This window comes from Neobacillus niacini, assembly GCF_030817695.1.
Classification (GTDB): Bacteria; Bacillota; Bacilli; order Bacillales; family Cytobacillaceae; genus Neobacillus; species Neobacillus niacini_F.
On sequence record NZ_JAUSZQ010000002.1, the window covers coordinates 3973752 to 3988486 of the forward strand.

The window sequence follows — 14735 nt, forward strand, 5'->3', positions numbered from 1 at the left end:
CGAGTCACCTCCTAGTTTTTCAACTTTTTTTGAAGCTCGTACAACAAATTAATCGCTTGAAGCGGAGTAATATCAAGTAAATCAATTTCTTTCATTTTATCTAAAACTTTCTTTTCTTTAGAAGAAAGCTCTTGTTTCTTCGGCTCTTTCGGTTCATCGAAAAATGACAGCTGTGCTGGATGCTCCTTCAACTTCACTGGATTATTAACTGCGACTGGCTGTACATTAGGTTTTTCTAGTGCAGATAAGATTTCATTGGCACGATGGATTAGTTCCTTCGGAAGCTCAGCTAACTGTGCTACATGAATTCCATAACTTTTATCTGTCGGTCCTTCTTTTATTTTATGAAGGAAAACAAGCTTTCCATTATGTTCAATCGCACTAACATGAATGTTCTTTAATTTCTCAAGCTGATTATCTAAGACAGTTAATTCATGGTAATGAGTTGAAAACAGTGTCTTCGCACCGATATGTTTATGAATGTATTCAATAATTGCCTGTGCAAGGGCCATCCCGTCATAGGTGGAAGTTCCTCGGCCAATTTCATCGAATAAGATCAAACTGTTTTGCGTAGCATTGGTCAAGGCATTTCTAGCTTCGAGCATTTCCACCATGAATGTACTTTGGCCAGAAATCAAATCGTCCGCTGCTCCAATTCTCGTAAATACTTGGTCAAAAATTGGCAGCACCGCTTCATCAGCCGGTACATAACAGCCTATCTGCGCTAAGATGGCAGTTAATGCAACTTGACGCATATAGGTACTTTTACCACTCATGTTAGGACCTGTGATCAGTAGGATCTCACGATCAGTGTCCATAAAGCAGTCGTTGGCTACATACTCCTGTGCATTCAACACTTTTTCAACCACAGGATGTCTGCCTTCCTTTATAACCACTTTACCCTCTGTTGAAAACTTCGGTTTTACATAACGGCGCTCTTCACTTACTTGAGCAAAGCATTGGAGCACATCAAGTTCACTTACAGCTTTTGCAGCAGCCTGCAGGCGTGGAATATGTTCTTTGACAATCTCTCGGATTTCCGTAAACAATTCATATTCTAGCTCACCGCATTTATCTTCGGCTTCGAGTATTAAAGCTTCTTTTTCTTTCAAAGCTGGGGTAATAAAGCGCTCTGCATTTGTTAAGGTTTGTTTACGTTCATACTGCCCTTCTGTTAAAAGATGAAGGTTTGCACGCGTAACCTCAATATAGTAACCAAATACCCTGTTAAAGCCTACTTTTAGAGATTTGATCCCCGTCTTTTCTCGCTCTTCACGTTCAAGCTGAGCAATCCAGGTTTTCCCGTTTCGGCTGGCATAACGGTATTGATCCAACTGGTCATTGTATCCGTCGCAAATGATATTCCCTTCTTTGAGTGAAAGAGGTGGATTATCAACAATTGCCTGTTCCAATAAGTCTGTCACTTCTTCACAAGGGTCAAGTGAATCTGCGATTTGTTTTACCACTTCATGCTCCATGCCGCGAAGAATTTGTTTTAGGTAAGGAATCTGCAGTAATGAACGCTTTAACTGCACGAGATCGCGGGCATTCACATTCCCAAAGGCTACACGTCCTGCAAGCCGTTCCAAATCATAAACTTCGGTTAACTTTTCACGCAGCTCCTGACGTTCGAAGTACTTGTTCATCAATACTTCTACAATCGTTTGACGGTGCACTATTTCATCACGAGACAGTAACGGACGATCAATCCACGTTTTCAGCATCCGGCCGCCCATTGCTGTCATCGTTTCATCTAACAGCCACAGTAACGAGCCTTTCTTTCCTTTGGAGCGAATCGTTTCTATTAATTCAAGATTTCGTTTTGAGTAGTAATCAATTTTCATATATTGATGGATTTGATAAGTAGTCACAGGCTGTAGGTGGTCAAGACTTCGCTTTTGGGAGCGGTACAAATAGTGAAACAGTCTTGCTGCCGTTTGTTTCAGCTTGTCTTGATTGAGATTATCCAACTGATGTGAAAACTGCATTTCTATTGAACTATTATCTTCAAAGGAAATCGCGAGTACATCGCGCTCCCGCATTTTCCTTTGCAATTCAGCGTCAAAGCTGCTTGCTACAACCACTTCTTTTGTGCTTAAAACAGCAATCTCATTTAATACTTCATCAAAATTAGCTGATAGCTGTGTTACTTTGCTTTCACCTGTTGAAAGATCGGTATAGGCAAATCCATAAGTTTGATCATCAAAGTAAGAAATAGAAGCAATGTAGTTATTTTCTTTATCCGTTAACGACTTACCATCCATTACCGTTCCTGGTGTGATAAGTTGGACGACTTCCCGTCTCACCATGCCTTTGGTTTGTTTGGCGTCTTCCATTTGCTCGCAAATCGCCACTTTATAGCCTTTTGAAATTAGCTGTTCAATATAGTTAGGAGCAGAATGATACGGTACTCCGCACATTGGGATTCTTTCTTCTGTGCCGCCTTCTCTGCTAGTTAACGTAATCTCTAATTCTTGCGATGCTTTAATCGCATCGTCAAAAAACATTTCATAAAAATCGCCTAAGCGAAAAAATAAAAAGGCATCTTGATAATCTGCCTTAACCGTTAAGTATTGCTGTATCATCGGAGTGTAACCTGCCATAATGCCCTCCACTTGTTTAATCATTTCGAGTATCTTCGACAAACTATTATACCATATTTCAAGTAAACTTAGATTAGGTAGAAATTTCTTTTATCTATTAATGGTCGGGGATGTAAAATACCTGCATATATTCATAGTACAAAACCGAAAAGGGTGGTCCAGGATGGAGTGGTTTGGAGGAAGTTATAGGGAATTTAATTTTGAAATGTTTTCAGTCAGCCATTTTGTGATTATAGCCCTTCTTTTTCTAGGTTCTGTTTTGATTTATATAAATAGAAATAGACTAAAGGATAGAAAGTGGAGAAAGGCAGAGGTAGCTTTAGGAATATCTTTAATAACCATAGAGGTAACTTACCATATTTGGATGAATGTTAACGATATGTGGAATGTCAGCCATGCCATTCCATTAGAATTGTGCAGCCTCAGCCTCATTTTATCGGTACTGTTATTGTTAACGAGGAAAAAGATCATTCATGAAATCTTATTATTTACTGCTTTATTAGGTGCCTCTCAGGCAATCTTTACTCCATTATTAAATTTCGATTTCCCTCATTTTCGCTTTTTTCACTTTTTTTATACCCATTTAATGAGCATCTGGGTTGTTTTTTATTTCACTTGGGTTGTAGGCTATAGACCAACCATTTGGTCCGTGGTAAAACTGTTTATCTTTTTGAATGTTCTACTGCCTATCATTATGCTGATTAATAAGGCAGTAGACGGAAATTATATGTTCTTGAGTCATAAACCCCAGAGTCGCAGCCTACTGGATCTGTTAGGACCGTTTCCTTGGTACATTTTATCACTGGAGTTTTTATTAATCACCCTTAGTCTGATCGTCTGGCTGATCTTTAGGAATAAAAGGCAAAATGGTTAATTTTAATTGACCTTTTCCCTTTAACTATTTATAATAAGTAACGTTCCCAATAATAGTGTCCCGATAGCTCAGCAGGATAGAGCAACAGTTTCCTAAACTGTAGGTCGGAGGTTCGAATCCTCTTCGGGACGTACAAAAGCCTTGATTTTTCAAGGCTTTTTATTTTTGCACAAAGCAAATTTGCTGCAATAAGGCATTAATGGTTTTATCTTCTTCACCGCCAATGTAATAATCATTGCACGTACATTCAAATACTTGCTGCTTTGGGATTGTTTTACCTCCCACGTTTGCAATCGTTCAATTCCTTCTTTCTAGCTGCGGTCAATTTTATATTCCTTTTGAAAATTCATCACTACCTCATTTAGGAATTCGTAATTTATTTCAGTTCCTTTTTTGTCAGCATTATAATCAACTGTAAAACCCTCATAAATACCAAATTGGGCTGCTGAGCTAATGGCATCAAATTCGCATCCAGAATTATGATTTCCCACTTTGTTCAGGTTTTTGGTTTTTCTGACATTAATCAATTTCTTCTACGTTCAGTAATGACTTATACTTAACGACGGTCGAACGTATCCCTTCATATTCGGTATCGATATATGTATCCTTTTCATCTAGATCCAACATTTCCTCGCCGAGGAACAACTCTTCTTCTATTCAAAAAAAAACAACAGGGTTTTAAACCTGTTGTTAAAGGAAGATGTTTGATTAATAACAATATATGCAGTTAATTGGTTTTGGTAACCAATTAATTTTTGCTTTTTTAACTAATTTTGTGGAAATACATTCCATAAAACTAATTTCCGTGTAAAATAGAAATATAAGGGGGGGGACCAAATCAACAATGAATTACAATTCGAAAATTAAAGTTCTCAGAAAAAAGCATGGGGATACTTTAAAACAATTAGCACAACGGATAAATTACGATTATAGTAATTTATCTAAAGTTGAAAGAGGGATATATGAACCCTCCTTAGATTTATTACTGAAAGTCGCTGAAGTTTACAATGTTGATATGAATTATTTTTTTAAAACAGATAATGACAATACTTATGAAGATGAAAATAAGCTTTTAAAGGAACTAGATATCAGTTGTAATCAATCAAAAAAAAAATTCGAGTTACTGCTAGATGGAAAGCAGATATCTAAAAAAGAACTTGAGTTCGCCATCGAGGTTCTTCGGAAGCTGCGTAGTACCCTTGATAGTACTAGGTGAATAATAATGAACTGGTACGTTCCGAATTAACTGGAAAAATTTAATAACTAAAGTAATACAGATGTCCGATATATAATAACAACTATACCCTTTTACTCAACCCCTTTTTTTATAATATCGCTCAAATGAGTGGATGTAACCAGGCTCATCACTCTCATGAAACATTTATAAGAAAAATTTAAACTCCCTATTCTTTTTTTGGTCACTTTTAAAATCACTTCCAATTAAAATTTATTGATAGACACTTATTTAGACACGAAGAAAACCATTGGAACTAATTTTATACTCTCATCACTGACAGAAATCCCTCTATAAGTTTCATTATTAAATTATCCAACGTCATAAGCAGTTAACACATAGATAAAGAAACCGGCGCCTATCTTAGCCGGTCAGATTGCCGAGAAATGGTATTTTTCTCGGCAATTTTTTTCCCCGAATTATTTATTGATGATTGCTTCTGCGAATTGGTCTGTTTACATATATTCCCTATAGCCTTTTCTTGTAGTCGTACGATATCGTAACTCCTGACCATTTGGGCAAACATATAAACCTCGCTCTTTACCATGTCCTAAACTTCTATTTAGAAATAAATCTTTGTTGGTGATTTCTTCTATGTACAATAACTCAAAAAATAATCCGATCATGTATTCTTTACATTTCGGATTCATCTGGTAACGATAATCAAGAGTCGCAGATTCTACTTTAAATCCATAACGTTTGACCTACGGTCGCCATTCTTAACAGGTGATTTTGGGGTACTAAGTCTAAAAAAAATTCATTGAATTTCTCTTTTGGCTTAAATATCCTATCCACCGTCCCATTATTTAATATATTACATTACATTACATCACATCACACTACCGCGGTGAATCGCTAAAGTAAAAAGAAAAAAGAATGACTGTCGAGACTTTCTCGACAGCCCTGACCTGCTATCTTAGCCGTTATCTTTAGGGTAAACCTTCTCTGTTGTGTATATTCATCTGTTTTTTAGATTTTTGATTCAAGAATGGCAGCCCCACCTGCTACTGCTAAAATCAAGAATACTGGAAAAGTGAACGGGAAGCAGCAATAAATAATAACAACGAATATAGAGCACCATAAACCGCTGCACCAATAGCAGCTTAAAAGAGAACCAATAAAATGTCGTAAACCCGTTCCTTTAATTTCTATTTTTGGCTCCAGTTCCCCCAAAGAATTTTCAATAGTGGTTACTGTAATAAAAGGTTTCCTAATGAAAGAGGTAATTTCATCAAAAACAATTAAATGGGTTAAACGGAATGTGGCTAAGATGATAATAATAAGATCGATCCAATTGATATGAACCATGGTATTTCACCCCAAAAGTTATTCTTATTTTTCATAATTTCTTCGCCATCTCAAAAAATTACATCTTTCTATAATTCTATTATTAAGTCCTCGTCCGCGTACCTTATTTTAAGTTGATATTGTATTTGTTCTAAATAGAGCCTGCTAAATCTAACTTAATGAGCCCATTTTTACAAGATGAGTTACCTATCAACATCTGTCTCCATAGTATATTAGTGCAAAGGTAAAGACCTAAAGAGATGAAAGGAAGATGTTTGATGAAAAAAGATATAAAACCCATTCGCGGTCAACAGACTGTCCCACCAACATTAAACCCTAACCCGATTGGGCCGGAATGTATTCAGGTAACAAAAGTTTATGACTGGGTGGTGCTTACGAATCGTGACCGTAATAAAGTACCTATCCCAGATGCGTGCTTTGCGGAAATCGAAAATTGCCGCCACCTGGGTAATAATGTCACAGCTACTTGTTCATTAGCGGCAACAACACCACCGGACGTACTGGGAACAAGACCTGCCAATATCCCAGGAGTCCCAGGTGCAAATATCGTTACACTTGCTTTCCATGCCCATATTCGTATTCAATTCTTATGTAATGGTACTCCTCTTCCAGGTTGTGAATTTGTCGTTCCAGTAAGTTTTGTGGATGATGTGATTCTTTGTAACCCGCCAGGAACGACAATTGAAGCTACAATCTTTGATGTTCAATGTTCAGTCGTTTTAAATCAAATGCTTGGCAACATGGTAGTTATTGATGTTGTTATGTGTAAAGATATTCAAGTTGTAGCACCGGTTAAACTCGAAGTGGAGGCTAAATTCTGCGGACCACGCCCTGCCATTCCACTTCCGGAAGAAGAAGTGGTTTGCCCAATCCCAACCTTCCCGCAGCAATGTCCTACCTTCTTCCCGCCATTAAACTGTGCTTGCCAAGGCTTAGCAGAGTTTGCCGGTTTTGCAACAATTACTGTCACAGAAGATGGACTAGGCGGCCTTACTTCTGGAACACTCGATTTTGCTGCACTAGTTTGTGACCAATGTGATTTAGCAAACAGCAGTCTTCAGGTAACCTTCGTCGAGGATCCAGGGTCAACATTAGCACCATCAGAAATCGGGGCAATCGACCAAAGCTTTACATTTACATCGGATGAATTCAACCAGCCAGTCTGCGCACTTGCTACCCTACCTGGTGGACTTTCAACATTAACAGTAACAGGTACCGGTGTAATCACACCAGAAGGTGGAGTTCCAGAAAATGCAACATTCCTTCTAGCATTATCATCAGCTGGAACGACAACACTTACAATTACGGGAGCTACCACAACTGTAGCGATCGCACTTTCAACACTTACTAACACAGGATTGACAGTTGATGTAGGACCATGCAGCCGATTTTAGAATCCTACAATCAAGATTAATAAGCACCTAAAACCGGGAGAAGGCAGATCTTCTTCCGGTTTAGGTTTACAATTAGAGTTATAATCAAATGGATAATTTCAAGGTTGATTTTCAATACCATGAACCAATACTACTAAAATGACAGGGTTATCCTATTATTTGCTTTATATTGAAGACCTTGTTCCTGAAAGTAAACATATCCTTCCACCTTAAGGTTTTGCTGATTCTCCTCCTTAACAAGACTAATTTGAAAGTTTTGAAACGACTCTTTCTGCCCAGGTAATATGTTAATCGACTTAATCGGACATATCCAAATTTCACCTTTTTCTTCTGCTTGTTGAAACCAATCATCATACATATACTTCCAGCCTTTTTCACTATTCACGACCCCTCGGGTCTCGGCAATATTTGGAGGGACAAGTTGACCGGTAAAATTTACATTTCCTTTCGGGGACAACTGGAAACAAATAATGGGATTCTGCAATACGGTATTTCCTGTATTTTTGATTATTAAATTGCCAAATACGATAATTTTACTATTCTTATTCCTATCGAATAGGATTTGATAGTCGAAAAATGCTTCAACGGCACTGTTTTTCAATTCGTTTTTATCGGTGGTAGCCTCTAAAACATCTTGTTGAGGTTTTATGCGATCCGTTGGAATCGCCGATTCAGTAATCACCTTAGCCGTTTTTTCTTTTTTACTTTCCTCTAGGATCTTTGTCTGGTACTTATTAGGAATTGACGGATGAAAAGAAATTTGGTGAAGAGGAAGATAGGATAATAAAAAATAACGGATTATTGGTTTGGAAACGTGCTAGGATTCCCATTGAAATGATTAGCTGAAATTTTTTATTCAGCGATTCTGTAAATACAGGTTGAGCAGATCGGGGTACCTTCATAAGAAACTTCATGTATGGTTGAGTTTCAGCTTCTTTAACATTTGTAGTAAAGTCTATTCCGGCTTCACGACACTCTTCCTTTAGGATATAAATCCACTTGTGATTATGGGGTTTCATATCATGATGTACCGTTAGACTGGGTTGATCGATAGAAGGGTCTTCATACATGTCCAAAATAATGCGCAAGTCTGCGCTTACGTTTAGTGGCAAGTTTTTTTCCGAATAAATCGATGCCCCGCTGCCTTTAAGAAAGAATGAAATATCGTCAATGAATTTCTTAATTACTCTTTGAGCAGAATAAGGAGCCTTGAATGTTTCTTTAAGAATGAAAATCGTTTTCCCCGCTAACCCCGGCAGTAATTGGATCTTCCCATTCTGTTCATCCCACTTAAATGGAAAACCGTTTTCCCTCAGGAGTAAAAAAAAGGATGGAATAGATGTATAGGGGATCTTTACAATTTCCCTTTCTTCATATACAACAGAAACGTCCAATTCAATCTCTCCCCTCTCTAAATGATTCCCGACGATCCTTATTTTTTCGCCTTACCTTTTCCGAAATTTTATAAATTAGGCTACCCAAATAGAAAAATTTTCGTTTCCTAAACCCACTGGAGTACATATTTTATAATTGTAACCCAGAAAAGGAGAGATGAATAAAATGGCAGATGATAAACTGCGTCAAAAGTTAAGAGCAAAATTAGGTATTAAAAGTCCAAGTCCCAAACCCTTTCAATCAAATAAGTCTATCTCCAGTCTTCAGGTACAACCTGCAAGAAAAGGATGCTGCGGAAAAAAGGTTTGACAGTTCATCGACAACCGCTTCTTTTTTGATCAAGAAAAGCGTTTTTAAAAAGATGGTAACTCATTGCTGCAATGAGTTACCCTTCGAAGGGTGCGGCCTTCTGTCAGGAAAAAACGGTATAGCCACATCCCTCTGGCCAATGGAAAACATGGATCATAGCCCTAACTCCTACTCAATGGACTTAGATCAGGTTAGAAAAGTATTTGACTTAGTTCATAGCAGGAATGAGGAGCTTGTTGGAATTTATCATTCACACCCAACGACTAAAGCGTACCCATCTCTTAAAGATATCACTTACAACAATTATCCGGAAATTACACATATCATTCTTTCATTCGCACACTCAAAGATTCAACCAGATGTTGAAGCTTTTCAGATAAAAGGAGTACGTGTAATCCCTTTTAAAATTAATAAAATTAACGATTAAAATTTAAAAAGAAAAAATCACTTAGAAAAACTCGTATTTTCTTCATTTAATACGAGTTTTTCAATTTTATCGGGTTAGGAGTCTTCATCCATCTTATTTCTGTTAGAATTCCATTCTTCGACAAGCTTGGAATGGTTAAAACTGTCTCCATCAAGAATGATATCAAGGGCATGCCCAAAATCGATGGCAATCTTCCCGGAATATTTGGCGATTCGCGGGGACAAAATCGTTGCTGGTATTCCAGCTGAGATCAAAGCTATTTCCCAATCCGTTTCATTCACTATCGAATGGAACACCGTTTCCAAATCTTCAAATCCATTTAAGTTGAAAACTCCTGTGATAGTAACCCCTTTTTCCAAAAATATCGGAGCCGCTTCCTGCGAGCGGCGTCCGATTAGAATGACTTTTTTATTATTTAATAACGTCCAAAGTGTTCCTCGGTGAACCATATCGTGCATAAGCCATGCACAACAAATCGTCTTAGGAAAGAATTTTAAATTCTCAAGTACCCGATCCGTTGCTTGCGCCCAGTACTCAAGCCTCCAAGGCATAATGAATCCGGCGATATCAACCGTTTTTAAAGCAGTTAAGAGTTCACTTTTAATGATATCAGGTGAACCGTTAATCCCTGCATAGGATTGGTATCTTTTAAAATCTTCTAATAGTAGAGTGTTCGTTGGCCAACTTAAGTAGCTGATTTCCCCTATTCCAAATCGACCCAGGGATAAGCTACTTTTCATTTCATACGCTTTTTGTATCATATTGATTATTCGTGAATTATCAAAGAATAAAGTTTCATAACGATAATTACGCTTAAACACATCAACAGTCCTTTTCAAGAGTATTGATAAGCCTTATATTCCTTCCAATGACCTGATCTTTCAGGTAATATATACGTTTTAAGAACAAAACTTATGACTCTTTAAAAGGTTTTAAACCCATATTTCACCTAAAAGTAAACCATAACTATTTAATTGGGCTTGTCATGAAACAGGAATTTTTTTATACAATGTACCATTTGTTTCCACTTTCATATATATAAATGAATTGACATATTTGAAAGCCAGTGGAATGAGTTCATTACCTTTTCCAATGAAGTTCAGGAAAGATAATTCATTGGGGGTATCGAACATAAAAATAAAGGAAGGTATTTGATGATGGGACAAAATATAGAAAGAGAGAAATATGATAAGTATTCTTCTTTACAGCTTCAGCAGTTGATTATTCATTTAAAGTCCGAACTAGCCCTATATCAAGCGAAACTTAGAGAATACGAAAAAGATACAAAAAAAAGTAAAATGATAATGTTAAAAACAGAAATGAACGAATTGAAAATAGAATTAGAAGAACTATATAAAATTGTAAAAATAAAAAATGAGGAAAATAACTTATTGTCTAATCAAATAAATGACTTGAAAAATGAACTGCAACAAAGCAAAAACAACTATGATATAAAATTTAAGAATATCAAAAGCGAAAAAGAAAAAGTTCATGATAAGCTATGGAAAATAAAAAACGAAAACAAGGAATACAAAGCGATTAACGAATCCCTTAACGAAAATAATGAATTGTTGAACCGTCAAATAGAAGAAATCCAAAAAGAGATACTAAACATTGAACAATGTATATCAGATTCTAAACAAACAATAAAGCAATTAATGGAAAAAGAAAATGAGGATAAAATCACCATCACCAATCTTAATAAAAAGATTGAAGATTATGAACAAAAGGAAACCGACTTTCATGAAGAAATTGGTACTCTAACCAATTTACTTAGAACCTCTAAAGAACAAGAAAATTCTCTAACCAATGAGATAAACGATTTGAACCAAACAATTCATCAACTTCTGTCAAAAGAAAAAGAGTACGAACAAAAGGTTCAGAGGCTTACACAATTGTTACACGAAAAAGAAACGGCATTCCAGAATGAAACCGAAAGCCTCAATCAAACCATTGACAATCTTCGTGCGAAAGACAATGGCCATCAACAACAAATCAGCAGCTTGACTAATTTAGTTAACTCCTATATGGAAAGCGAAATGACTTATTTGAATGAGATAGACAACTTAAAACAATCTATTACCTATCTTCAGTCAAAGGAAAAAGATTACGAGCAAGAGGTTGATAGGCTTACTGAAACGGTAAATTCCTTTAATGAAAAGGAAACTGCACTCGAGAATGAAAACGACTACTTAAATCAAATCATCCACGATCTTCGTTCCAAAGAAAAACTTCATCTACAAGAGCTGGCTAATGTAAATAATTCTTTTAAGGAAAAATCAGCCTCTCTAGAGAGCGAAATCAACTCCTATAAGGAAAGCGAAATGACTTATAGGAATGAGATAGACAATTTAAAACAATCTATTACCTGTCTTCAGTCAAAGGAAAAAGATTACGAGCAAGAGGTTGATAGGCTTACTGAAATGGTAAATTCCTTTAATGAAAGAGAAACTGCACTCGAGAATGAAACCGACTACTTAAATCAAATCATCCACGATCTTCGTTCCAAAGAAAAACTTCATCAACAAGAGCTGACAAAGGCAAATAACTCTTTTAAGGAGAAATCAGCCGCTCTTGAGAGCGAAATCAACATTTTGAACAAAACGATTAAAGATCTTCGGTCCAAAGAAAAATTTCATCAACAAGAGCTGGCTAATGTAAATAATTCTTTTAAGGAAAAGGAAGCCGCTCTTGAGAGCCAAATTAACATTTTGAACCAAACGGTTGAAGATCTTCGTTCAAAAGAAAAATTTCATCAACAAGAGCTGACAAAGGTAAATAACTCTTTTAAGGAGAAATCAGCCGCTCTTGAGAGCGAAATCAACATTTTGAACAAAACGATTAAAGATCTTCGGTCCAAAGAAAAATTTCATCAACAAGAGCTGGCTAATGTAAATAATTCTTTTAAGGAAAAGGAAGCCGCTCTTGAGAGCCAAATTAACATTTTGAACCAAACGGTTGAAGATCTTCGTTCAAAAGAAAAATTTCATCAACAAGAGCTGGCTAATGTAAATAATTCTTTTAAAGAAAATAGAGCCTCTCTAGAGAGCGAAATTAACATTTTGAAGCAAACGCTTGAGGATTTTCGTTCCAAAGAAAAACTTCATCAACAAGAGCTTGCCAATGTAAATAATTCTTTTAAGAAAAAGGAAGCCGCTCTTGAGAGCGAAATTAACATTTTAAACCAAACGGTTGAAGATCTTCGTTCAACAGAAAAACTTCATCAACAAGAGCTGACAAAGGTAAATTACTCTTTTAAGGAAAAAGCAGCCGCTCTTGAGAGCGAAATCAACCGTTTGAAGCAAACGATTGAAGATCATCATTCCAAAGAAAAAATTCACCAACAAGATCTGGCTAATGTAAATAATTCTTTTAAGGAAAAGGAAGCCGCTCTTAAGGGCGAAATTAACATTTTGAAGCAAACGATTGAAGATCTTCGTTCCAAAGAAAAACTTCATCAACAAGAGGCTAATGTAAATAATTCTTTTAAAGAAAATGAAGCCTCTCTTGAGAGCGAAATTAATATTTTGAAGCAAACGATTGAAGATCTTCGTTCCAAAGAAAAACTTCATCAACAAGAGCTAACGAAGGTAAATAATTCTTTTAAGGAAATAGAAACCACTCTAGAGAGTGAAATAAGCCATTTGAAGCAAACCATTAACGATCTTCGTTCGAAAGAATTATCTTCTCAGGAGGAAATCACCAACCTTACGAACTTAGTTAACACTTTTAAGGGAAAAGAAACTACTTTAAAGAGCGAGATCAGCCGTCTAAATGAAATGATCATGAAAGAATTCAATGAAAAAAAGGAGAGTAAAAAACCGTCAAAAACATATGGAGCAACCAACAATATAGCTCAACTGAACACCTCACAAACCCAAAAATTAAGGACACCTCTCTCTCAACTAGGAAATTCGAACTTTTCGCCAATGAACCAAGCCGCCGCTCACAACTCTTTTAAACAGCCGATACAACAAGATTCCCTGTCTCATTCCCTTACGAATCATAACAGCAAAAGTCTCCTTCAAAACCTTAAACAAACAAATGCTCAAGAGGGAGTCGTCTTTTATAATCAATTAGATAATCAAAAAAGCCCTGCAACGAAAGACGATTCAATCAATATTTTCAAGCAAAAAAATCCTTTATATCGAGATAAGATGATAACGACCTGTATTGATCCTTTTAAAAATTCCCGCAGCAAATAATGTATAGGGTAACGAGGTAATTCCTTAATCATAGATAAAAAAATTTTATCAAACTGTCCAATTAAGGTGAACTTTTCTGAGGGAGGTTTATATATGGGTACTCAACCCTTCATTTCGATTATTATCCCCGCTAAGAACGAAGGTGGAAATGTTAAGTCAACTCTTGATTCGTTATTAACAGTTCAAACCAATTTTTTATATGAAGTAATCATTGTGAACGATGCGTCCGTAGATGGATGTTGTGACTTTTTGTCTTCCTACAAAAATAAAGACATTATAAAACTCATCCAAACAAATGGAATTGGTGCGGCCAATGCCCGGAACCTTGGTGCTAAAAATTCGTCAGGTGATTTTTTAATATTTTGCGATGCCCACCTAGAATTTGAAGATTGGTGGATTGATCATTTAGTAGCACCGTTAATTGCCAGAAAAACAGATGCGGTATGTGCAGCAATTGCTTCAAAGGAGGATCCCTCACTTATTGGTTATGGTCAAACCCTAAATACAAGGCTTGGGACAAAGTGGAACACAAAGCGGTCGATTCTATTTGAAACGCCTATCATACCGGGAGGATGCTTCGCGATTACGAAAACGGCTTTTGAAGATGTTGGCGGTTTCGAAACAGGATTTAAAACATGGGGGCACGAGGACGTTGAGCTTTCGATTAAATTATGGCTGTTTGGTTATCGCTGCCATGTCCAGCCTAAAGTAAAAATCCTCCATCTATTTAGAAAATCCCACCCTTACAAAGTGAGTTATGACGATGTAAATTACAATTTACTGAGAATGGCCTACTCTCATTTCAACGTAGCCCGGATTGGAAAATGCAAAAAATTAATTCACCATGGGAAAAGTGCCGCCGAAGTTGAAACCGAGGTGGTTAGAGACGGTGTAAGAATGCAAAGAAAAAGGTATTTTGCAAAGCGAAAATATGACGATGAATGGTACTTTAAAAAATTCAACATTAATTTTTAACGTAATAGATA

General features: G+C 36.5%; 15 protein-coding genes and 1 tRNA gene. 8 read left to right on the forward strand and 8 right to left on the reverse strand.

The window, feature by feature from the left end; genetic code table 11:
- Positions 1-11: 11 nt before the first annotated feature.
- Positions 12-2603: a DNA mismatch repair protein MutS gene (gene mutS / locus QFZ28_RS19975; RefSeq protein WP_307197081.1), complete on the reverse strand. Its 2592-nt coding sequence runs from the start codon at positions 2601-2603 to the stop codon at positions 12-14.
- 163 nt (positions 2604-2766) lie between these two features.
- On the opposite strand from mutS, the gene QFZ28_RS19980 reads away from it, so the two are divergent.
- Positions 2767-3477, forward strand: a complete 711-nt coding sequence (locus QFZ28_RS19980) for a YwaF family protein (RefSeq protein WP_307196267.1) — start codon at positions 2767-2769, stop codon at positions 3475-3477.
- 57 nt (positions 3478-3534) lie between these two features.
- Positions 3535-3608: transfer RNA gene (locus tag QFZ28_RS19985), tRNA-Arg, on the forward strand.
- A gap of 28 nt (positions 3609-3636) precedes the next feature.
- Here the strand turns inward: QFZ28_RS19985 and QFZ28_RS19990 are convergent.
- Together QFZ28_RS19990 and QFZ28_RS19995 are read right to left on the reverse strand one after the other, a co-directional pair.
- Positions 3637-3762: a hypothetical protein gene (locus tag QFZ28_RS19990; RefSeq protein WP_307196268.1), complete on the reverse strand. Its 126-nt coding sequence runs from the start codon at positions 3760-3762 to the stop codon at positions 3637-3639.
- A 26-nt stretch (positions 3763-3788) separates the two neighbouring features.
- Positions 3789-3968 carry a hypothetical protein gene (locus QFZ28_RS19995; RefSeq protein ID WP_307196269.1) on the reverse strand — a complete coding sequence of 60 codons (180 nt, stop codon included), beginning with the start codon at positions 3966-3968 and terminating at the stop codon, positions 3789-3791.
- Between the two features lie 353 nt (positions 3969-4321).
- Between QFZ28_RS19995 and QFZ28_RS20000 the strand changes: the two genes are divergently transcribed.
- On the forward strand, positions 4322-4693 hold the full coding sequence (locus QFZ28_RS20000) for a helix-turn-helix domain-containing protein (RefSeq protein WP_307196270.1): 372 nt from the start codon (positions 4322-4324) through the stop codon (positions 4691-4693).
- A 473-nt stretch (positions 4694-5166) separates the two neighbouring features.
- Here QFZ28_RS20000 and QFZ28_RS20005 read toward each other — a convergent pair whose 3' ends face one another.
- Together QFZ28_RS20005 and QFZ28_RS20010 are read right to left on the reverse strand one after the other, a co-directional pair.
- Positions 5167-5361 carry a hypothetical protein gene (locus QFZ28_RS20005; RefSeq protein ID WP_307196271.1) on the reverse strand — a complete coding sequence of 65 codons (195 nt, stop codon included), beginning with the start codon at positions 5359-5361 and terminating at the stop codon, positions 5167-5169.
- A gap of 319 nt (positions 5362-5680) precedes the next feature.
- Complete coding sequence (locus tag QFZ28_RS20010) at positions 5681-6019, reverse strand: DUF1360 domain-containing protein (RefSeq protein WP_307196272.1); 339 nt, start codon at positions 6017-6019, stop codon at positions 5681-5683.
- A gap of 257 nt (positions 6020-6276) precedes the next feature.
- On the opposite strand from QFZ28_RS20010, the gene QFZ28_RS20015 reads away from it, so the two are divergent.
- Positions 6277-7413, forward strand: a complete 1137-nt coding sequence (locus QFZ28_RS20015) for a hypothetical protein (RefSeq protein WP_307196273.1) — start codon at positions 6277-6279, stop codon at positions 7411-7413.
- Between the two features lie 133 nt (positions 7414-7546).
- On the opposite strand, the gene QFZ28_RS20020 is transcribed toward QFZ28_RS20015, so the two are convergent.
- Positions 7547-8095: a hypothetical protein gene (locus QFZ28_RS20020; protein WP_307196274.1), complete on the reverse strand. Its 549-nt coding sequence runs from the start codon at positions 8093-8095 to the stop codon at positions 7547-7549.
- 52 nt (positions 8096-8147) lie between these two features.
- Positions 8148-8807: a hypothetical protein gene (locus tag QFZ28_RS20025; protein ID WP_307196275.1), complete on the reverse strand. Its 660-nt coding sequence runs from the start codon at positions 8805-8807 to the stop codon at positions 8148-8150.
- Between the two features lie 166 nt (positions 8808-8973).
- Here QFZ28_RS20025 and QFZ28_RS20030 point away from each other — a divergent pair, with 166 nt between their 5' ends.
- Together QFZ28_RS20030 and QFZ28_RS20035 are read left to right on the forward strand one after the other, a co-directional pair.
- Complete coding sequence (locus QFZ28_RS20030; RefSeq protein ID WP_307196276.1) at positions 8974-9117, forward strand: hypothetical protein; 144 nt, start codon at positions 8974-8976, stop codon at positions 9115-9117.
- 25 nt (positions 9118-9142) lie between these two features.
- Complete coding sequence (locus QFZ28_RS20035) at positions 9143-9544, forward strand: M67 family metallopeptidase (protein ID WP_307196277.1); 402 nt, start codon at positions 9143-9145, stop codon at positions 9542-9544.
- A gap of 74 nt (positions 9545-9618) precedes the next feature.
- Here QFZ28_RS20035 and QFZ28_RS20040 read toward each other — a convergent pair whose 3' ends face one another.
- Positions 9619-10383, reverse strand: a complete 765-nt coding sequence (locus QFZ28_RS20040) for a GT-D fold domain-containing protein (protein ID WP_307196278.1) — start codon at positions 10381-10383, stop codon at positions 9619-9621.
- A 315-nt stretch (positions 10384-10698) separates the two neighbouring features.
- Here QFZ28_RS20040 and QFZ28_RS20045 point away from each other — a divergent pair, with 315 nt between their 5' ends.
- Both QFZ28_RS20045 and QFZ28_RS20050 read left to right on the forward strand, forming a co-directional pair.
- Positions 10699-13749, forward strand: coding sequence for a hypothetical protein (locus QFZ28_RS20045; RefSeq protein ID WP_307196279.1), 3051 nt, complete (start codon positions 10699-10701; stop codon positions 13747-13749).
- 93 nt (positions 13750-13842) lie between these two features.
- Positions 13843-14724 carry a glycosyltransferase family 2 protein gene (locus QFZ28_RS20050; RefSeq protein ID WP_307196280.1) on the forward strand — a complete coding sequence of 294 codons (882 nt, stop codon included), beginning with the start codon at positions 13843-13845 and terminating at the stop codon, positions 14722-14724.
- Positions 14725-14735 lie beyond the last annotated feature (11 nt).